At 73.4% G+C, this 19,088-nt stretch carries 16 protein-coding genes; 12 read left to right on the plus strand and 4 right to left on the minus strand.

Annotated features, from left to right (window positions below):
- Positions 1-48 precede the first annotated feature (48 nt).
- The 6 genes from paaI to ACIP4O_RS16935 all read left to right on the plus strand — a co-directional run bounded on the left by paaI (position 49) and on the right by ACIP4O_RS16935 (position 7,751).
- On the plus strand, positions 49-540 hold the full coding sequence (paaI, locus tag ACIP4O_RS16910; RefSeq protein ID WP_401575219.1) for a hydroxyphenylacetyl-CoA thioesterase PaaI: 492 nt from the start codon (positions 49-51) through the stop codon (positions 538-540).
- A complete protein-coding gene (gene paaK / locus ACIP4O_RS16915) occupies positions 537-1,922 on the plus strand; it encodes a phenylacetate--CoA ligase PaaK (protein ID WP_401575221.1) in 1,386 nt (461 codons plus the stop codon). The genes paaI and paaK overlap by 4 nt, the downstream gene beginning before the upstream one ends.
- Before the next feature lie 289 nt (positions 1,923-2,211).
- The gene (locus tag ACIP4O_RS16920; RefSeq protein WP_401575222.1) at positions 2,212-4,320 is read left to right on the plus strand and encodes a glycosyltransferase; all 2,109 of its coding nucleotides are present in this window, start codon (positions 2,212-2,214) and stop codon (positions 4,318-4,320) included.
- A gap of 144 nt (positions 4,321-4,464) precedes the next feature.
- Positions 4,465-5,838 (plus strand): NAD-dependent succinate-semialdehyde dehydrogenase, encoded by a 1,374-nt coding sequence (locus ACIP4O_RS16925; RefSeq protein WP_401575223.1) that lies wholly within the window; start codon positions 4,465-4,467, stop codon positions 5,836-5,838.
- Positions 5,839-5,993: 155 nt separating this feature from the next.
- Positions 5,994-7,013 (plus strand): polyphosphate kinase 2, encoded by a 1,020-nt coding sequence (ppk2, locus tag ACIP4O_RS16930; RefSeq protein ID WP_361324307.1) that lies wholly within the window; start codon positions 5,994-5,996, stop codon positions 7,011-7,013.
- Between the two features lie 42 nt (positions 7,014-7,055).
- Entirely contained in the window at positions 7,056-7,751 is a 696-nt protein-coding gene (locus ACIP4O_RS16935) for a ribonuclease H (protein ID WP_401575224.1), read from the plus strand.
- Positions 7,752-7,885: 134 nt separating this feature from the next.
- On the opposite strand, the gene ACIP4O_RS16940 is transcribed toward ACIP4O_RS16935, so the two are convergent.
- Complete coding sequence (locus ACIP4O_RS16940) at positions 7,886-8,650, minus strand: SDR family NAD(P)-dependent oxidoreductase (RefSeq protein WP_401575225.1); 765 nt, start codon at positions 8,648-8,650, stop codon at positions 7,886-7,888.
- 171 nt (positions 8,651-8,821) lie between these two features.
- Here ACIP4O_RS16940 and ACIP4O_RS16945 point away from each other — a divergent pair, with 171 nt between their 5' ends.
- Both ACIP4O_RS16945 and ACIP4O_RS16950 read left to right on the plus strand, forming a co-directional pair.
- Positions 8,822-9,472: a TetR/AcrR family transcriptional regulator gene (locus ACIP4O_RS16945; protein WP_401575226.1), complete on the plus strand. Its 651-nt coding sequence runs from the start codon at positions 8,822-8,824 to the stop codon at positions 9,470-9,472.
- 862 nt (positions 9,473-10,334) lie between these two features.
- The gene (locus ACIP4O_RS16950) at positions 10,335-10,868 is read left to right on the plus strand and encodes a GNAT family N-acetyltransferase (protein WP_401575228.1); all 534 of its coding nucleotides are present in this window, start codon (positions 10,335-10,337) and stop codon (positions 10,866-10,868) included.
- A gap of 64 nt (positions 10,869-10,932) precedes the next feature.
- Here the strand turns inward: ACIP4O_RS16950 and ACIP4O_RS16955 are convergent, their stop codons facing one another.
- A complete protein-coding gene (locus tag ACIP4O_RS16955; protein WP_401575230.1) occupies positions 10,933-11,523 on the minus strand; it encodes a TetR/AcrR family transcriptional regulator in 591 nt (196 codons plus the stop codon).
- A 69-nt stretch (positions 11,524-11,592) separates the two neighbouring features.
- Between ACIP4O_RS16955 and ACIP4O_RS16960 the strand changes: the two genes are divergently transcribed.
- Positions 11,593-12,486, plus strand: coding sequence for an NADP-dependent oxidoreductase (locus tag ACIP4O_RS16960; protein ID WP_401575232.1), 894 nt, complete (start codon positions 11,593-11,595; stop codon positions 12,484-12,486).
- Positions 12,487-12,528: 42 nt separating this feature from the next.
- Here the strand turns inward: ACIP4O_RS16960 and ACIP4O_RS16965 are convergent, their stop codons facing one another.
- On the minus strand, positions 12,529-14,598 hold the full coding sequence (locus ACIP4O_RS16965; RefSeq protein ID WP_401575233.1) for a DUF2264 domain-containing protein: 2,070 nt from the start codon (positions 14,596-14,598) through the stop codon (positions 12,529-12,531).
- 310 nt (positions 14,599-14,908) lie between these two features.
- On the opposite strand from ACIP4O_RS16965, the gene ACIP4O_RS16970 reads away from it, so the two are divergent.
- The 3 genes from ACIP4O_RS16970 to ACIP4O_RS16980 all read left to right on the plus strand — a co-directional run bounded on the left by ACIP4O_RS16970 (position 14,909) and on the right by ACIP4O_RS16980 (position 17,195).
- Positions 14,909-15,577, plus strand: a complete 669-nt coding sequence (locus ACIP4O_RS16970) for a ThuA domain-containing protein (protein WP_361324334.1) — start codon at positions 14,909-14,911, stop codon at positions 15,575-15,577.
- Positions 15,562-16,650, plus strand: coding sequence for a Gfo/Idh/MocA family protein (locus tag ACIP4O_RS16975; RefSeq protein ID WP_401575235.1), 1,089 nt, complete (start codon positions 15,562-15,564; stop codon positions 16,648-16,650). Before ACIP4O_RS16970 ends, ACIP4O_RS16975 begins: the two co-directional genes overlap by 16 nt.
- Before the next feature lie 83 nt (positions 16,651-16,733).
- Entirely contained in the window at positions 16,734-17,195 is a 462-nt protein-coding gene (locus ACIP4O_RS16980; protein WP_401575237.1) for a nuclear transport factor 2 family protein, read from the plus strand.
- 87 nt (positions 17,196-17,282) lie between these two features.
- Here the strand turns inward: ACIP4O_RS16980 and ACIP4O_RS16985 are convergent, their stop codons facing one another.
- Positions 17,283-19,034 carry a chitinase gene (locus ACIP4O_RS16985; RefSeq protein WP_401575238.1) on the minus strand — a complete coding sequence of 584 codons (1,752 nt, stop codon included), beginning with the start codon at positions 19,032-19,034 and terminating at the stop codon, positions 17,283-17,285.
- Between the last annotated feature and the right edge of the window lie 54 nt (positions 19,035-19,088).

Genomic DNA, 19,088 nt, shown 5'->3' on the forward strand with positions numbered 1-19,088 from the left:
GAAAGCTAACCGAATGTTCGGTCGGGCAGCAAGGGTGGTGAGCGCCACATGGGACGTGGCAGTGACACGAAGCCGGTCGAAGCGCACAATGCGGGAGCGGCCGAGCCGACCGTTCCCGCCGGGAGCGGCACGGGTCCGGAACACGCCATGTGGGCGAGGGACAAGGCTTCCCAGGGCCTGGGCATGGAGCTGCTGTCCTCTGGGGACGGCACCGCCAGGGTCCGGATGGAGATCACCGGTGCCATGGTCAACGGGCACGGCGTCGCCCACGGCGGCTTTCTCTTCACCCTCGCCGACACGGCCTTCGCCGTCGCCTGCAACTCCCGCGGTCCCGTGACCGTGGGGGCCGGCGCCGACATCGATTTCGTGGCACCGGCGTTCGAGGGCGACGTACTCGTCGCCGAGGCGAGAGAGCGCACCCGGTTCGGCCGCAGCGGTCTGTACGACGTGCGCGTCGAGCGCGAGGACCCCCAGCGCACCGTCGTCGTGGAGTTCCGCGGTCGCAGCCGTGTGATCCGAGGCGTGGAGGAACGAGCATGACAACCACTGAGGCCGGAACGACGGAGTCCTGGCCCGAAGAGCAGCCGCAGACCGCCCCGGGCGCCCGCGCGGCGCGCTTCGGGGAGCCACTCCCCGGCGAGCTGCGCGACCCGGCCGAGAAGCTCGGCCGCGAGGAGATCCGCGCCCTCCAGCTGGAGCGGCTGCGCGCGACCCTCGACCACGCCTACGCGAACGTGCCGCTGTACCGCCGCAAGTTCGACGAGGCGGGGGTGCGCCCCGAGGACCTGCGCACCCTGGAGGACATCGCCCGCTTCCCGTACACGACGAAGGCGGACCTGCGCGAGACGTACCCCTTCGGGATGTTCGCCGTCCCGCGCGAGAGAGTCCGCAGGCTGCACGCCTCCAGCGGCACCACCGGGCGCCCCACCGTCGTCGGCTACACCGACAGCGACCTGAGCAACTGGGCCGACCTCGTCGCCCGCTCGCTGCGCGCCGCCGGGGCCCGCCCCGGGGACCGCGTGCACGTCAGCTACGGCTACGGGCTCTTCACCGGCGGCCTCGGCGCGCACTACGGCGTCGAGCGGGCCGGCTGCACCGTCATCCCCGCCTCCGGCGGCCAGACCGCCCGGCAGGTCCAGCTCATCCAGGACTTCGAGCCCGACCTCATCATGGTCACGCCCTCCTACATGCTCACGCTGCTCGACGAGTTCGAGCGCCAGGGCGTCGACCCGCGCTCCACGAAGCTGCGCGCGGGCGTCTTCGGCGCCGAGCCGTGGACCGAGGAGATGCGCCGCGAGATCGAGGACCGCATGGGCATCCACGCGGTCGACATCTACGGTCTCTCCGAGGTCATGGGCCCCGGTGTCGCGAGCGAGTGCGTCGAGACGAAGGACGGCCTGCACATCTGGGAGGACCAGTTCCTGCCCGAGGTCGTCGACCCGATCACCGACGAGGTGCTGCCCGACGGCACCTCCGGTGAGCTGGTCTTCACCTCGCTCACCAAGGAAGCCCTCCCGATCATCCGCTACCGCACCCGCGACCTCACCCGCCTCCTGCCCGGCACCGCGAGGCCCGGGATGCGGCGCATGGAGAAGGTCACCGGGCGTTGCGACGACATGATCATCCTGCGCGGCGTGAACCTCTTCCCGAGCCAGATCGAGGAGATCCTGCTCCGCGTCCCCGCGCTCGCCCCGCACTTCCAGATCCACCTGGGCCGCCGCGGTCGTATGGACCACCTCACGGTCCGCGTCGAGGCCCGCCAGGACTCGGGCCCCGAGGCCCGCGAGGCGGCCGCCGCCGTCGTCCTCAAGCAGATCAAGGACACGATCGGTGTCAGCGTCGGCATCGAGATCGTCGACCCCGACACCCTGGAACGCTCGGTCGGCAAGATCAAGCGGATCATGGACGAACGGAAGAACTAACGCGTTGAGAGGGGCCCCGCCCAACGGACGGGGCCCCAGGATTTCCAGCCGGCACCCAAAATCCAGCTGGCACCCAAAATCGACCTGGCACCCAAAATCCGGCCTGCACCCAAAAATCCAGCCCCTCCGGCGTTTGAGGAGCGGGGTGTGGGGCGGAGCCCCACAAGAGGCCGGCCCAGCCGAAAGGGCCACCCGCCGGTGTGACGTACACCTCACCCGTACAACCTCCCACCCGCACAACCGTCTGACCTCCCGGACACTTGTGCACGACCAAGGGGGAGGCCCGCGCATGCGCATCGCATTCCTGATCCACAACGCCTACGGGATCGGAGCGACCATCCGCGGTACCGCCCACCTCTCCGCGGCCCTCGCCGAGCGCCACGACGTCGAGGTCATGAGCGTCCACCGCGTCGCAGACAGCCCCGCGCTCCCCTTCGACCCGCGTGTGCGGCTCAGCTCCCTCATCGACATGCGCGAGGACACCCCCGGCTACGAGGGCGACCACGTCCTCAACACCGGCACCCACCGCATGTTCCCCGACCCCGCCGTCGAGACCGGCCGCCTGCGCTACCGCACCCTGCACGACCTGCGGCTCACCGAATGGCTCGCCTGGACCGACGCGGACGTGGTCGTCGCGACCCGCCCCCTGCTCAACGGCTACCTCGCCCGCCACGGCAGCGACCGGTACCTGCGCATCGGCCAGGAACACCTCACCCTCGGCTCGCACGAGCCGGGACTGCGCGCCGACCAGAACAGCTGCCTGCCCCACCTCGACGCCTTCGTCACCCTCACCGAGGCCGACGCCGCCGCCTACCGCGCCGCCGTGCCCGAGGCCGCGGACCGCGTCCACGCCGTGCCGCCCGGCAGTCCCGACCTCGGCCTCACCCCCTCGCCGCGCACCTCCCGCACGATCGTCGCCGCCGGGCGCCTCGTCCCCGCCAAGCGCTACGACCGGCTCGTCGACGCCTTCGCCAAGCTGCTCCCCGAGCACCCCGGCTGGACTCTGCGCATCTACGGGCGCGGCCCCGAACAAGCCGCCCTGCGCCGCCGCGTCGACCGCCTCGGCCTCTACGACCACGTCCTCCTCATGGGCGCCGTCACACCGATGGAACCGGAGTGGGCCAAGGCCGCGATCGCCGCCGTCAGCTCGGACATCGAGCCCTACGGCCACGGCATCCTCGAAGCCATGCGGGCAGGTGTACCCGTCGTCGCCACCGAGGCCCCGCACGGCCCCGCCCAACTCGTCGCGGACGGCGTCACCGGGCTGCTCGTCCCCCTCGCCGGAGGCACCGACGCCTTCGCCGCCGCGCTCGGCCGCCTCATGGACGACCAGGAGACGCGCGACCGCTTCGGCCGCACCGCACGCGTCCACGCCGCCGCCCACACGGCCGAGGCCGCCGCGAAGGCGTACGAACGCATCCTCGACGACATCCACGCCCGCAGGACCCGCGACCGCGCCGAACTCGACGCGCTCACCCCCCGCCCCCGCAGGGCCGCCCGGGCCGCCGCCCGCCTCAGCGCACCCCACCGCGCCGCCCCGCCCCGCCGCGCCCGCCCCCCGCGCAAGGCCCCCCGCCCCCGTACCGCGGCCCGGGCCCTCGTCACGCCCACGGGCGCGATCGAGATACGCCCCGCGGCGCCCTTCCCCGGCCCGTACGAACTCCTCCTCGCGCTCCGCGACGACCCCGCCGCACGCGAAGTGCGCCTCCCGGTCCCCGATCCGGGCCCCGCCGTCCTCGGCCGCGCCACGCACCGCCTCGACGAGGGCCGCTGGGACACGTACCTCCTCGCGGGCACCACCCGCCGCAGGCTGCGCGCCGGGCTCGTCGAGCAGGGCGCGCTGCTGGGGCTGCCGCCGCTGGAGGACGGGACGGGCTTCGCCCACTGGATTCCCTACCGCACGAAGGACGGCTATCTCGCGGTACGGGCCTGGCGGCGACCGGCGCACGCCGAGATCCTCGCCCTGGAGACCGGCGACTCCGGGCTCCTCGTCACCGCCCAGCTGTACGGCATCGTCCGCTCCCTGCCGCGCGGCGCGATGGTCCGCGTCAAGGCCCGCGAGGAGGGCAGCGAGAGCTTCCTGCTCGCGGCGCGCGACCAGGGCCGCGGACGATTCGGCTTCCGGCTGCCCTACGTCATGCCGCTCGCCGGGCACGCGGCCCCGCAGGACGTGTGGGACTTCGCGCTGCTCCCCGAGCCGGGCGTCGCCCCCGTCCCCCTGGGCCGGGTGCTCGGCGACCTCGTCGACCGCAAGAGAGTCGCCGTACTGCCGTACACGGCTCTGGAGCACCCGGCGGGCGGCACCACACGGGTACGGCCCTTCGTGAACGTACGGGGCGATCTCTCGCTCCTCATGCGGGACACCGGCGACCGGGCCGCCCGGCTGCCCGCCGACTGAGCCCGCGCCGGAGACGTCCTGCCTGGTCACGGCGGGAGCCGGGGGAAAAAGACGCGTGCCCCCGTGGATAGTTTCGGGCCGGTCGGTGAGACGGTGGGAAGAGGCAGCACCGCACTCCATCCCCGTACCGCACGAAGGGACACCATGACCGCCTACAAGGTCGTCAACCCCGCCACCGGCCAGACCGAGAGCGAGTTCCCCGAAGCCACGGACGTCGAGATCCAGGACGCCCTGGACCGCTCCGCCGGCGCCTTCCGCACCTGGCGCGCGAGCGACGTCAAGGACCGCGTCGCCGTCCTGGAGCGCGTCGCCGAGCTGTACGCCGAGCGCAAGGAGGAGCTGGCCTCCCTCATCACGCGCGAGATGGGCAAGCCCGTCACCCAGGCGCGCGGCGAGATCGACCTCACCGCCTCGATCTACCGCTACTACGCCGAGAACGGTCCCGGCTTCCTCGCCGACGAGGAACTCGACGTCGTCGCGGGCGGCAGCGCCGTGGTCCGCAAGGAGGGCATGGGCCCGCTGCTCGGGATCATGCCGTGGAACTTCCCGTACTACCAGGTCGCCCGCTTCGCCGCCCCGAACCTCATGCTCGGCAACACGATCCTGCTCAAGCACGCCCCGCAGTGCCCCGAGTCCGCGCTCGCCATGGAGAAGATCTTCCAGGACGAGGGCCTGCCCGAAGGCGCCTACATCAACCTCTTCGCGAGCAACGAGCAGGTCTCGACGATCATCGCCGACCCGCGGGTGCAGGGCGTCTCGCTCACCGGCTCGGAGCGGGCCGGGTCGGCCGTCGCCGAGCAGGCCGGCCGCCACCTCAAGAAGGTCGTCCTGGAGCTGGGCGGTTCCGACCCCTTCCTCGTCCTCCAGCCCGCCGACCTCGACCGCGCCGTCAAGACCGCCTTCTTCGGCCGGTACGGCAACGCGGGCCAGGCGTGCAACGCCGCCAAGCGCATCATCGTCCTCGCCGATCAGTACGAGGAGTTCACGCGGAAGTTCGCCGAGACCGTGAAGGGCGTGACCCCCGGCGACCCGACCGAGGACGGGACCTTCATGGGCCCGCTCTCCTCGCGCCAGGCCGTCGAGAACCTCGCCGCGCAGATCGAGGACGCCGTCGCGAACGGCGCGACCCTCCTCGCGGGCGGCAGGCCCATCGACCGCGAGGGCGCCTGGTTCGAGCCGACGGTCCTCACGAACGTCGGCCCCGGCATGCGCGCCTTCCAGGAGGAGCTGTTCGGCCCGGCCGCCGTCATCTACAAGGTCGAGACCGAGGACGAGGCCGTCGCGCTCGCCAACAACACGCCGTACGGCCTCGGCGCGGCCATCGCCACCGACGACCCCGAGCGCGCCCTGCGCGTCGCCGCCCTGCTCGACACCGGCATGGTCTACGTCAACGAGGCCAGCGGCTCGGCGGCCGAACTGCCCTTCGGCGGCGTGAAGCGCTCCGGCGTCGGGCGCGAGCTGGGCAAGTACGGCATGGAGGAGTTCGCCAACAAGAAGCTCGTGCGCGTACGGCGCTGAGCCGCCACCGGCGCGGGGCGCGGGACCACCGCCCGCTCGCCCCGCGCGTACGCCGGTCGCACTTTCCGGAGTGCGTACCGCCCGGTGCGGGGGTAGGGACGAGAGAGCGGCCGTGACCGGCCGCCTTTCGCCCCCGCCCGTGAGGATGCCGCCCCATGCCGAGCCCTTCGCCCGCCCCGCCGCCCTCCGATTCCGGCGCGGCGCAGGACCCGGGGGCGGCCCTCCTCGACGGGCTGACGATCGACGACAGCCGCCCCGAGCGCCCGCTGCTCCGCGACGCCTCGGGCGCACCCGTCGACACCTGGCGCGAGAACTACCCGTACCCGCACAAGGTGGGCCGCCGCGAGTACGAGAAGCGCAAGCGCGTCCTCCAGATCGAGATGCTGAAGATGCAGCGCTGGGTCAAGGACACCGGCCAGCGCCTCGTCGTGCTGTGCGAGGGCCGCGACGCGGCGGGCAAGGGCGGCACGATCCAGCGCTTCACGGAACGGCTCAACCCGCGTGGCGCGCGCGTCGTCGCGCTGGAGAAGCCGACCGAGCGCGAGGCGGGGCAGTGGTACTTCCAGCGGTACGTGAGCCAGCTGCCCTCCGCCGGGGAGATCGTCTTCTTCGACCGCTCCTGGTACAACCGCGCGGGCGTGGAGCGGGTCATGGACTTCTGCACGCCCGCCGAGTACTACCACTTCCTGCGCCAGACCCCCGTCTTCGAGCGGATGCTCACCGATGACGGCGTCCTGCTCGTGAAGTTCTGGTTCTCCGTCTCGCGCGCCGAACAGCGCACGCGCTTCGCGATCCGGCAGATCGACCCCGTACGGCAGTGGAAGCTCTCGCCCATCGACATCGCCTCGCTCGACCTGTGGGACGCGTACACGGAGGCGAAGGTCGACATGTTCCGCGCGACGGACACCGACGCGGCGCCGTGGACGGTCGTGAAGAACAACGACAAGCGGCGCGGGCGCCTGGAGGCGATGCGCAGCCTGCTCGCCCGGCTGGACTACCCGGCGAAGGACCCGGGCGTCGTCGGCATTCCCGATCCGCTCATCGTGGGGCCCGCCGACACGCTCCTGGAGCCGGGCGAGGAGAGCGCGAGCCTCTCCCCGACGCCGCTCGCGGGCAGCAGGCACGGGCGCGGACTGCACCCGGAGGACGGGGTGCCGGGCCCGGGGGAGGAGTGAGGGGTGGTCCGGGCACCCGGCGGCGACTGGCATGATCGAGGAATGTCAGATCGCATCATCGCCGCCTGCGACGGCGCGTCCAAGGGCAACCCGGGCCGTGCCGCCTGGGCCTGGGTCGCCGCCGACGCCGAGGGAACCCCGGAGCGCTGGGAGGCGGGCCCGCTCGGCACCGCCACCAACAACGTCGCCGAACTCACCGCACTGCTCCGCCTGTTGGAGACCACGGACCCGGTCCGCCCGCTGGAGGTCCGGATGGACTCCCAGTACGCCATGAAGGCCGTCACGGAGTGGCTGCCCGGCTGGAAGCGGCGCGGCTGGAAGACGGCGGGCGGCAAGCCGGTCGCCAACCAGGAACTCGTGGAGGCCATCGACGCGCTGCTCCAGGGACGCGAGGTCGAGTTCCGGTACGTGCCGGCCCACCGGGTCGGCGGCGACCCGCTCAACGCGATCGCCGACCAGGCGGCGAGCGAGTGCGCGATCAGCCAGGAGGCGGCCGGGACGGCGTACGGGGCCCCCGCGCCCCCCGCCCCGAGCGCCTCGCGCACCGACCCCGCCCGCACGAGCGGCGCGACCCGCGCGAAGACCGGCGGCAGGACGGGCGCGAAGTCCGGCGGCAAGGCCCCGACCCTGAAGGCCAAGTACCCCGGCCGCTGCGGCGCCTGCGGGCAGTCCTACGCGGCGGGCGAGGACATCACGAAGGTGGGCAAGGGGTGGGGCCACGTGGGGTGCGCCTCTTAATTGCGTCGGCTTCGCCTCCGGGAGCGCTCGTGCCGGTGTCGAGTCACCCGACGTGCTCGGTCACTCGTTCCTCGCGACCTGCGCGCGACGGGCGTCTCGACACCGTCGCGCTCCCTTCGGCTCAGCCGACGCGATTAAACAGCAGCCCAGCCGTTGTCCACCGGGAGCAGCGCTCCGTTGATGTTGCTCGCCGCGTCCGAGGCCAGGAAGAGGATGGCCGCCGCCTGCTCCTCGGCCTGCGCGGGCTTGCCCACGTTCGCCATGTACTTGCCGATGGTCGCCGGACCCCGCGCGCCGTCCGCCGCGTTCACCGAGATGTTCGTGGCCGTGCCGCCGGGGGCTATCGCGTTGGTGCGCAGGCCCTGCTCCCGGTACATGACGGCGAGGGACTTCATGAGGCCGACGACGCCGTGCTTCGACGTCGTGTAGGCCGCGCCCGCCGCACTGCCGCGCAGCCCCGCCTCCGACGCGGTGAAGACGATCGCGCCGTGTCCGCTCTCCAACAGGTGGGGGAGCGCGGCGCGGGTCAGCAGGAACGGCGCGGTGAGGTTGATACGGAGCACGCGCTCCCACTCCGCGTCGTCGGTCTCCCCGGCGGCCGACATCCGGTCCATGATCCCGGCGTTGTTGACGAGCACGTCGATACCGTCGAACCGCTCGACGGTCCGCGTCACGACCTCGTCGACGACCGCCTGCTCGCTCAGGTCCCCGACGACGGCGAAGGCGCTGCCGCCGCCCTGCTCGATCTCGGCGACGACGGACTTCGCGCGCTCGGCGTCGAGGTCGGCGGCGACGACCCGCGCGCCCTCGGCGGCGAACTTCAGCGCCGTGGCGCGCCCGATGCCCGAACCGGCGCCGGTGATGACGACGCTGCGACCCTCAAGACCTGTGGTGCTCATGGTGACTCCCTGTGCAGAGGCGGTACCGCCGGTGCGGAACAGTGGGTTCCGGTTCGGCGCTGCCGAGCGTACTCCTTTCTGTCGTGCAGTGACAGAAAGGCGTCAGGTGACATAAAAGGCTGACGAGGGACAATGGGGGAGCCGATGGGTGACGCGCTGGCGAGGAGCGGGATGACGGACACGGACACGGACACGGGCGCAGGCGTGCCCACGGGCGAGGGGCGGGGCACGGCACGGACCGGGCGCCCGCCGCTGACCGAGCGGCGCAAGGCGGCGACGCGGCGGGAGATCGCGATCGAGGCCGTACGGCTCTTCAGCACCCGCGGCGTCGCCGCGACCTCCGGGGACGACATCGCCCGCGCCGCCGGGATCTCGACCCGCACCCTGTGGCGGTACTTCCCGTCCAAGGAGCACTGTGTGAAGCCGCTCCTCGCGCTCGGCCTCGAACGGGCCATCGCCCAGCTGCGCGACTGGCCCGCCGACCGGCCGCTCACGGAGGCGATGGCCGAGCAGGGGCCTGACGGCGGGGCCGAGGAGGCGGGACTCACGAAGAAGCTCGTCGCCATGGCCGTCGGGGAACCGGCGCTGCACGCCGTGTGGCTGGAGATGCACTACGAGGCCGAGGAGGTCTTCGCCGAGTTCGTCGCGGCCCGCACCGGCCGCCCCGCCGACGACCTCGCGGTCCGCGTCCAGGCGGTCATCATGAACGGCGCCATGCGCGTCGGCGCCGAGCACTGGGCCCGCGGCGGCGACGACCGCCGCACCCACGAGGAGGCGCTGCGGGCGGCACTGCGCTCGGCGCTGGAGGGGCTGACGGTCTGAGAGAGGGCGTGCTGTGGCGCGGGGGTGGTGGTCAGCGTGACGCGGTCGGCGTACACGGCATACGGACAGCGTGCACGGTCGTCCCGCGAACGGACGTAACGGGCGCGCTGGGTTGACGCCCAGAACCAGCCGTGCGCCGCCCCGCGTTCCGCGCCCGCCGACTCCGGGGCGGTGTCACCGGGGTGGCTCCGAGCAGTGAGAACCTGGTCGTCACGCCGTGTTCGCCACGGCTGAGGCCGCTGCGCCGGTCGGCCGGAAAGTGGTCGGTGCGCGTCAACGCGTCTACCGGCGAGACCTCTTGACGGGCTGCTCGATGTCGGCGGCGAGCGGTAGCTTCCCTCGGGAGCCGGATTCGACCCGGCCCCGTGCCGAGGGCGCCCCCTCCCTTCCCGCAGCGAGGTTCCGTGACCTACGTCCGCCCCCACGTCCGCCGCGACGGGACCTACGTCAAAGGCCACTACCGTCGTCAGCGGCCCCGCGCCGCGACAGGCCCGCGTCCGGCGGTCGCCACTCGTCCGCCCGCGACTCGTCCGCCCATCGGGCGTCCGCCCATCGGGCGTCCGCCCCTGCCCGCCCGGACCGGTCCCTCCACGTACGTACACCCTTACGTCCGCGCCGACGGCACCCGGGTGCGGGGGCACCGGCGTTCCCTCGGTCCGCGCGAGGCCAAGGCGGCGGGGGCGAGTGGCTTCGTGGTGCTGCTGCTCGTGCTGCTCGCACTCGCGGGCGGGGGCGGTGACGGCTCGGCACCGGCCGGTCCGCGACCGTCGCAGGGTGCGACGACCGCTGCCGCGCGCCAGTAGTCCCGCGAGGACCGGGCGACGCGGAGCCGTTGTCAGTGCCGCCCGTTAGCGTCGAAGGCATGACCGAACGAACCGTTGTCCCGCGCGGTCCGGCGGCGGCCGAGCCCGTGGTCCACGTGCGGCCCGCGACCGACCTGGACCTCGACGGGCTGCTGGCCTCGATGGCCGCGCTCTTCGCCGAGGACGCCGGGCCGCGCGACGCGGCCGCCGATCCCGCCTGGTTCAGGGGGCACGGACGCGCGGCGCTCGCGGCCGGACTCGACGACCCCGCCCGGCTCCTGCTCGTCGCGGACTGCGCCGGCAAGGTGCTCGGCCACCTCACCGCGATGCTGCGCCCGCCCGAACCCCTCCTCCCCGTCCGCACGGTGACGCTCGCGAGCCTCTACGTGCGCCCCGCGATGCGCGGCGCGGGCACCGGCTCCCGCCTCCTCGCCGGCTGTCTCGACTGGGCCGCCGCCCACGGTGCCTTCCGCACGGAGGTCTCCGCCTACGCGAGCAACACGGCGGCGCTCCGCTTCTACCACCGGCACGGCTTCACGGACCACGAGGTGACGCTCACGGCGCCGGGCGGCCCGGCGGCCGGCCCGCGGTGAGAGGTGTTCGGACGGGGGCCCACGCTGAGGGGGGTTCAGGCAGGGGGCTCGCGAGAAGAGGCGTTCAGGCGGCGGGCTCGCGAGGAGCCGTGACTTCCCAGGCCGCCTCGATCATCCGGAAAACCTCGTCCACCGCGCCCTCGGGATCGGCCGCCTCGCGGGCCAGGGCGTAGGCGTCGACGACGAATTGGGCGAGTGCCCGGCTCGCCGTCGCAGTCCTGGACGCCTCGGGGTCGGCCGCGACGGCCGCGGCGAGCCGCTCGGCGTGGCGCACCCGCATCGACTCCTCGTACTTCCGCAGCGCGGGAGACGCGTTGATCATGCTCCACACGGGAACGGCGCTCTCCGCCGTGCAGTGCCGCACGAGGGCGTGGACCTCCAGGCGCAGCGGCGGCAGGAGCGGTGCGCCGGGCGCGCGCTCCGTGACCGCGCGGGCGAGACGCTCCTCGAAGTCCTCGTCGCGCGCGAAGACCAGCGCCTCCTTCGAGGAGAAGTGCGCGAACAGCGTCGTGACGGCCACGTCGGCCTCGGCCGCCACCTCGCGGATACCCACCGCCTCGTACCCGCGTTCCATGAAGAGCCGCATGGCGGTGTCCGCGATCTTCTGACGGGTCGCGGCCTTCTTGCGCTCACGACGCCCGGTCGGCACGGTCATGCCCGCACGCTATCAGGTGCGAAACAACAACGGTTTCGAAAAGCTAACCGTTAGTGCTACGTTCCCGGCATGAAGAAAGTGAGCTTCGCCGAATTCGGCGGTCCGGAAGTCCTGCGCCTGACAGACGCCGAGGAGCCGCACGCCGGCCCCGGACAGGTACGTGTCGCCGTGCGGGCGGCCGGGGTGAACCCCGTTGACTGGAGACTTCGCGAGGGGCAGGTCCTGGGCGCCCACCCGCTCGAACTGCCCGCGGGGGTGGGGCTGGACGCCGCGGGAGTGGTGGACGAGATCGGCGCGGGGGTGCGAGGCGTGGCGCTCGGCGACCACGTCTTCGGGGAGGGCGCCAGCACGTACGCCGAACTGGCCGTCCTGTCGGCCTGGGCGCCGATGCCCGAGGGGCTGACGTTCGCCGAGGCCGCCGGGTACCCCTCCGTCGTGGAGACCGCGCTGCGCGTGCTGCGCGAGGTCGGGGTGCGGCCGGGACAGACGCTCCTCGTGAGCGGCGCCTCGGGAGGCGTCGGCTCCGCCGTCCTCCAGATCGCCCGCGAACGCGGAATCAGGGTGATCGGTACGGCGGGGGCCGCGAACCAGGAGTACGTGCGCGGGCTCGGGGCCCTCGCCACGACCTACGACGAGGGCTGGACCGCGCGTGTGCGGCGCCTCGGCGCGGTCGACGCGGCGCTCGACCTGGCGGGCTCCGGGGTCCTCCCCGAACTCGTGGACCTCACGGGGGACCCGGAACGGGTGATCTCCATAGCCGATACGGACGCGGCGAAGTTCGGGGTCCGGTTCTCGGGTACGGCGGGGAGCGTGCCGGACGCGCTCGCCGAGGCGGCCGACCTGATCGCGCGCGGCAGGCTGCACATCCCGGTCGAGGAGTCCTACACGCTCGCCGAGGCGGCGCGAGCCCACCGCGACAGCCAGGCCGGACACACGAGGGGGCGCCGCGTCATCCTGGTCTGAACGGTACGCGCGGGCCCCGCGCCCGCCCCGGTGCCGCCCGGCTCACGCCGACGGCGGCGCCGGGAGCCGGACGGTGTGCGTGTGGCCGTCCGGCCAGGTGATCTCCGCACGCGCCGTGCCGTCGGGCTCCCACGTGGTGCGGACGGTGGGCGGGGCCGGCGGGGCTCCCGCGCCGAGGTGGACGGCGGCGGCGTAGAGCGTGCCGGGGGTGACCTCCGCCGAGGAAGTCAGCAGGGGAGTGGCCGAGTCGAGCGCCAGGGGGCTGCACCCCGTGCCGGAGCGGACCGAGGCGAGCGGCAGCCCGCCCAGGTCGGTCACGGCGGAGACGAGCCCTTCCGGGGACGTCACCGCGGCGTGGCCGACAGTCCCCGACGGTGCGTCGGCGAAGGTGCCGGTGCCCCCCTCGACCCGTGGCCCCGCACCGTTTCCGTCCGACGCTACGGGGGCCGTTCCCGGCTCCCGTACCGGCTCCGTCCCCACCGGGAGCGCCCAGCCGCCGAACCGCACCCGCACCGCCGGAACGTCACCGGGGGCGGCCGGGTCCACCCGGGCCACCCGCACCTCGACAGAGCCCCGTACCGCGGAACCGACCGTGAGCCAGGGCCCGGTGCGGAAGTCGGCGGGCGGGCCGCCGAAGGGGTCCCAGGTCGCGCCCGCCGCGTCCAGGGGCCAGTGCGCGCGCGAGCGCGAGACGCCCGTGCCGTTCGCGACCGAGAGCCGTTCCAGCGGCCGGCGGTGCGCCGCCCGGCCCGTCGCGTCGACGAGCGTCGCGCTCGCCTCCCAGGCCCCCGCGCCCGCGTCCGCCGGGTACTCGGGCGTCGCGTGCGTGGAGTAGCCGAGCCGCGCGTAGTGCGGGTCGTCGGGCCACGGCCGCGCCGGATCGCTGTGGTCGCCGCCGTGGTTGACGACCCGTACGACCCCGTCCGACGCGGTACCCGTCACGAGCCACCCGGGCCCGTCCAGCGTGCGCGTGAAGTCGCCGCGCTCGACCGCGAGCGGCTCGGGCTCCGCGGTCCACACGGGGTGCGAGGCGGGGAGCAGCAGTCCCGCGAAGCCCTTGCTCGCCCAGTACGGAGAGGCCGGGCCCGAGTACACCTGGAGCAGGCCCCGGAAGGGGCGGTGCCAGCCCAGGCTCAGCAGCCCGTCCCCGGTGAGCGCCCCGTTCTCCGTGAAGTAGGAGAGCGTGCGCGCCGCGAGGCCCCGCGCCTCGCCCGGTGACAGCGGGCTCGCGTCGAAGAGCGTGCCCGTCCACAGCGGGGCGAGCGCCGCCCAGCGGTACGTGAGCGAGCGGCCCTGGAAGAGCGGGGCCCCGTTGCCGCCCACGAGATGGCGCCAGTCGGCGAGGAAGAGCCGCAGCCGCTCGCGGTAGCGCTCGGCGAGCCCTTCGGGGGCCTGCTCGCCGAGGATGCGCGTGAACCACAACGGGTAGAGGTGCATCGCCCAGCCGTTGTAGTGGTCGTGGTTGCGGTGCGCCCCGCCGGTCAGCCCGTCCGAGTACCAGCCCCCGCCCTGGTACCACTCCTCCGTCGTCGCGAGCGTGCGGTCCAGGTCCTCCTGGCGCCACCGCCCGCCCACCGTGCGGGCGAAGGCCTCGGTGACGCCCTGGAACCAGATCCAGTTGTTCTGCGGCATGTCGGTGCCGACCATGAGGCCGAGCCAGTCGAGGAGTTGGGCGCGGGTGCGCTCGCTCAGGCGGTCCCAGATCCACGGGCGCGTCTCGTGCAGCGCGAGCGCGATCGACGCGGCCTCGACCTTCGCCTGGTTGGCCTCGGCGAAGGTGGGCCAGCGCTCGGGGCTCTCCGGGTCGACACCCGCTGCGATGCCGCGCGCGTACCACTCGGCGAAGCCGTGCGGGTCCTGCCCCTCCTCGCCGCGCAGCCGGAAGGCGGCGAGGAGGAACGTGCGCGCGAAGCCTTCGAGACCGTCGCTCCACTCGCCGCTCGCGCTCGCGGGGCCCGGCAGCCGGATCAGCGCGTGCCGCTCGCTCGCGTACGGGCGCACCGCGCGCAGCATGTCGTCGGCGAGCCGCCCCCAACGGGCCCGGCCGGTCCACGCGGCCGGGTCGGTACCGGGGGCTGTGCGGGCGGGGTCCGGCGTGCTTGGCTGCGGCATGACGCGTACTCCTTCGGCGGGCGTTCCGGGCACGCTACCCCGCCCATGCCCGGGTGGAAAGCGTTTTCTAGCTCGGCTGTCCGGGCCCTGTGCGCCCGCCGTGAATCCATTAGTCAAGCCGATTGACAAACCTGGCGCGCCCTCCGTACGTTCGTGTGGCCGAGCGGAGCACCCGCGCCGGTGGCGGCGTCGCCGGCGCGACGACACCGTGAACCACCCCGTGCCCGCGAAGCCCTTCCCCCGGGCCCGCGCGGTGCGACCGACCGGCTCCCACCGGCCTCGATCCGGCCGTACGGGGCCGTGAGCACCGATGGGAGCGTGCAAGACCATGACGAACCCCAGCCGAAGGGCGCTCGTCGTCCGCGGCGGGTGGGAGGGACACTCACCCGTCGAGATCACCGACCTCTTCCTGCCCTTCCTCAAGGACGCCGGATTCGCGGTCGACACCTCGGACACCCTCGACATCTACACCGACGCCGAGCGCCTCGCCGCCACCGACCTGATCGTCCAGTGCTGGACGATGGGCCAGGTGACTCCCGGTCAGAGCGCGGGCCTTGTCGCGGCGGTTCGCGCGGGCACCGGCTTCGCCGGGTGGCACGGCGGCATCGTGGACGCCTTCCGCGGCGATCTGGACTACCAGCGGCTCACCGGGGGGCAGTTCCTCATGCACCCCGAGGGCTACCACGACCACCGTGTCCACATCGTTCCAGGGCACGAACTGGTCGCGGGGATCGAGGACTTCGACGTCCACACGGAGCAGTACTGGGTCGCGACCGACCCCGCGATCGAGGTGCACGCCACGACGGTCTTCCCGGCGGGCGAGGAGCACGGCCAGGAGGTCGTCATGCCGGCCGTGTGGAGCCGCCGTTACGGCGCGGGGCGCGTCTTCGTCAACACGATCGGCCACAAGCCCGACGACTTCGACGTGCCCGGGGCGCGTGTCCTGACGGAGAGGGGGCTGCTGTGGGCGAGCCGCTGAGGATAGGCATCATCGGCGCTGGTGCCATCAGCGGCGCCTACCTCGACTCCCTGGACCGCCTCACCCGCCCGCTGCGGGTCACCGCCGTCGCGGACCTCGACCTGACGCGCGCGAAGGGCGCCGCGGGACGGGCCGGGGACGCGGTCGCGCTCGACTCGGTCGGGGAACTCCTCGCCCGCGAGGACGTCGACGCCGTACTGAACCTGACGATCCCCGCCGTGCACGCCGAGGTCGCCCTCGCCGCGCTCGCCGCGGGCAAGCACGTCTACGGCGAGAAGCCGCTCGCCGCGACGCGCGAGGAGGCCGCCGCGGTGCTCGCGGCGGCCGAGGCCGGCGGACTGCGGGTCGGCTGCGCCCCCGACACCGTGCTGGGTACGGGAACGCAGACCGCGCGCAGGGCCGTCGAGGACGGCCGTATCGGCACACCCGTCGCCGCGACGGCCTTCATGACGACGGCGGGCCACGAGGCGTGGCACCCGGACCCGGAGTTCTACTACCGGCCCGGGGGCGGCCCGCTGCTCGACATGGGCCCGTACTACCTCTCGGCGCTCGTCCACCTCCTCGGCCCGGTCGCCAAGGTGACGGGCGCGGTCTCCACTCCGCGCGCGGAGCGCGTCATCGGCGGTGGCCCGCGCGCGGGCCACCGCTTCCCCGTCGAGGTGGACACGCACGTGACCGGTGTCCTGCACCACGCGAGCGGCGCGCTGAGCACCCTCGTGATGAGTTTCGACATCCCGGCGGCGCGGCTGCCGCGCATCGAGGTGTACGGGACCGAGGGCTCCCTCTCGGTGCCCGACCCCAACGGCTTCGACGGGCCCGTCGAGCTGAACCGGGGCGAGGGCTGGGAGGAACTCCCGGTCAGCGCCGGGTTCCCGGGCGCGGGGCGCGGCATCGGTCTCGCCGACCTGGCCGACTCGCTCCGTACGGGCCGGGCGCACCGTGCCTCCGCGGGGCTCGCGCACCACGTGCTCGACACGATGCTGACGCTGCTCGACTCGGCGCACGAGGGCGTCACGCGTGAGGTGGCCAGCACGTGCGAGGTGCCGAGGCTCGTGACGACCGGGCGCGTCTGAGGGGCCGCACACCCACGGGCCCGGGGCCCCGCCGCGGCGGAATGCCGTGGCGGGGCCGTCCGGCGCTCTGCTACCCCTGGGGCATGGACGCACACGAAGACCCCCTGCGGGAACTGCTCGCGGCCCGCGCCTGCGAACGCCTCGTCCTCGACCTCGTCCACCGGCTCGACCTGGGTGCACCGGCCTCCGTCGCCGAGCTGTTCACCCCGGACGGGGTCTGGGAGTGGGCGGCGGGCGGTCGCCGGATCGCCGGGCGCGCGGAACTGGCCGCCTACTTCGGCGGCCGCCCCGCCGACCGTCTCTCGCGCCGCCTCGCCACCAACATCCGCGTCACCGTCGACTCGCCCGGCACGGCACACGCGACGAGTTACTTCGTCACCTATCGCGTCGACGGCGACGACCCCGCCCGCCTCGTCCCGCCCCCGCCCCCGGCCAACGCGGGCCACTACGAGGACACCTTCCGCCGCCTCGACGGCACCTGGCTCCTCGCCCACCGCCGCCTCCACCTGGCCTTCGGCGGCCCGACGCCGCGGCACGGGGGCTGAAAGGGGCGTACGGGGCGGGGCGGTACGGGACCGTGGCTCGCCACCCGCCCGTACCGCCCCCGTGCTCCGTACGTCGTGCTCCGCCCGTCAGGGCAGCGCGTGCACGTGCGGCCCCACCGCGTTGCTCCAGGCGTTGCCCGCCGTCGCGTCCCAGTTCGTGGACCAGGTCATCGCGCCGCGCAGGGCCGGGTACGTCGTGGAGGGCTTGAACGAGCCGCAGTTGGTGCCCTTCGCGAGGCAGTCGAGCGCGTTGTTCACGACGCTCGGCGCCACGTAGCCGCTGCCCGCGCCGCGCGTCGACGCCGGGAGGCCGAGGCCGACCTGCGAGGGGGCGAGGCCGCCCTGGAGCTGGATGCAGGCGAGCGCGGTGAGGAAGTCCACCGAGCCCTGGCTGTAGACCTTGCCATCGCACCCGAGCATCGAACCGCTGTTGTAATACTGCATGTTGACGACCGTGAGAATGTCCTTCACGTTGAGTGCCGTCTTGAAGTACTCGGCGGACGTGGACTGCATGTCGATCGTCTGCGGCGCCATCGTGAGGACGAGCGAGCTGCCCGCCTTCGCGGAGAGGGAACGCAGGGCCTGGGACATGTAGGTGGAGTTGACGCCGTTCTCCAGGTCGATGTCCACGCCGTCGAAGCCGTAGGTCTGCATGAGCGCGTACACGGAGTTGGCGAAGTTCGTCGCCGAGGTGCTGTCGGCGACGGACACCGTGCCGTTCTGGCCGCCGATCGAGATGATCACCTTCTTGCCCGCCGCCTGCTTGGCCCGTATGTCGGCCTTGAACTGGTCGACGGTGTAGCCCTTCAGGCCCGCGGAGTCGAGCGTGAAGGAGACGGCGCCCGGCGTGGTGGTGGCGTCGGCGAAGGCGACGGCGATGATGTCGTACTGCGCCGGGACCTGAGCGATCGTCTGCACGGTCGCGCCGTTGTCAAAGTTCTGCCAGTAGCCGGTCACGGCGTGCTTCGGGACGGAGCCGCCGCCCCCGGGGTTGCCGCCCGAGGTGGTGGTCGCCGAGACCGCCGCCGACTTCGGGGACTCGCCGGCCGCGTTGACGGCCGTGACCTGGAAGCTGTACGTCGTGGCCGAGGTGAGCCCGGTGACGGTCGCCGAGGCGCCGGTCACCGACTGCACCTTCGCGCCGTCGCGGTAGACGTTGTAGCTCGTCGCGTTCGTGACGGGGTTCCAGCTCAGCGGGATCGAGGTCGCCGCCGCGGCGCCGGCCTTCAGACCGCCGGGGGCCCCGGGCACGCTCGGCGTGGTGCCCCCGCCGCCGCCCCCGTCCGGGCCGAGCACCGAGACGTCGTCGGCGTAGAACGCGGGCTGCCCGTACCAGCCGTGCAGGTAGACCTGGACCGAGGTGGTGTTCGCGCCGGTCGTGAAGGTGGTCTTCAGCTGCGACCAGCCGGAGGCGCCGGGGGTCCAGGTGGAGACGTCCGTCGTCCCCGTGCCGCTCGCGCCGAGGTAGACGTACGAGCCCTGCACGTAGGCGCTGAGCGTGTAGGTGGCGTTCGGCTTGACCTTGACGGTCTGGGCGCACTGGCCCGTGTCGGAGGCTGAGGGGCTCGCCTTCAGCGCGGCGCTGCCCGCGTGGACCGGCGAACCCACGGCCTCACCACTGCCGTTGCCGCACGTCCAGCCCGAGAGCCCGGACTCGAAGCCTGGGTTCTGCGCGTTGTTGACGTCGGCGGCCTGGGCCGTCCCCGCGACGAGCCCGCTCAGCAGCAGCGCGGTCGCGGACACGAGGGCGCCCGCGCCGAGGAACCGGCGCAGGCGGGAGCGGGGGGAGGGGCGGGTGCGGCCGGGTCTGCCGGTCGTCGAAGAGGGGGCGCGTTCCACAACTACCTCCGGAAGGGAGTTACTTGGAGGAGAACAGGGCACTGCGGGCACTGC

The organism is Streptomyces sp. NPDC088923, from assembly GCF_044749745.1.
In the GTDB taxonomy this organism is placed as follows: Bacteria; Actinomycetota; Actinomycetes; order Streptomycetales; family Streptomycetaceae; genus Streptomyces.

Coding starts and splice junctions, on each gene's coding strand:
- ACIP4O_RS16980 (WP_401575237.1), top strand. CDS start 16,734: ATGGACGCACACGAAGACCCCCTGCGGGAACTGCTCGCGGCCCGCGCC.
- ACIP4O_RS16920 (WP_401575222.1), top strand. CDS start 2,212: ATGCGCATCGCATTCCTGATCCACAACGCCTACGGGATCGGAGCGACC.
- ACIP4O_RS16925 (WP_401575223.1), top strand. CDS start 4,465: ATGACCGCCTACAAGGTCGTCAACCCCGCCACCGGCCAGACCGAGAGC.
- ACIP4O_RS16945 (WP_401575226.1), top strand. CDS start 8,822: ATGACGGACACGGACACGGACACGGGCGCAGGCGTGCCCACGGGCGAG.
- ACIP4O_RS16935 (WP_401575224.1), top strand. CDS start 7,056: ATGTCAGATCGCATCATCGCCGCCTGCGACGGCGCGTCCAAGGGCAAC.
- ppk2 (WP_361324307.1), top strand. CDS start 5,994: ATGCCGAGCCCTTCGCCCGCCCCGCCGCCCTCCGATTCCGGCGCGGCG.
- ACIP4O_RS16940 (WP_401575225.1), bottom strand. CDS start 8,650: ATGAGCACCACAGGTCTTGAGGGTCGCAGCGTCGTCATCACCGGCGCC.
- ACIP4O_RS16970 (WP_361324334.1), top strand. CDS start 14,909: ATGGGAGCGTGCAAGACCATGACGAACCCCAGCCGAAGGGCGCTCGTC.
- paaI (WP_401575219.1), top strand. CDS start 49: ATGGGACGTGGCAGTGACACGAAGCCGGTCGAAGCGCACAATGCGGGA.
- ACIP4O_RS16965 (WP_401575233.1), bottom strand. CDS start 14,598: ATGCCGCAGCCAAGCACGCCGGACCCCGCCCGCACAGCCCCCGGTACC.
- ACIP4O_RS16955 (WP_401575230.1), bottom strand. CDS start 11,523: ATGACCGTGCCGACCGGGCGTCGTGAGCGCAAGAAGGCCGCGACCCGT.
- ACIP4O_RS16960 (WP_401575232.1), top strand. CDS start 11,593: ATGAAGAAAGTGAGCTTCGCCGAATTCGGCGGTCCGGAAGTCCTGCGC.
- ACIP4O_RS16950 (WP_401575228.1), top strand. CDS start 10,335: ATGACCGAACGAACCGTTGTCCCGCGCGGTCCGGCGGCGGCCGAGCCC.
- paaK (WP_401575221.1), top strand. CDS start 537: ATGACAACCACTGAGGCCGGAACGACGGAGTCCTGGCCCGAAGAGCAG.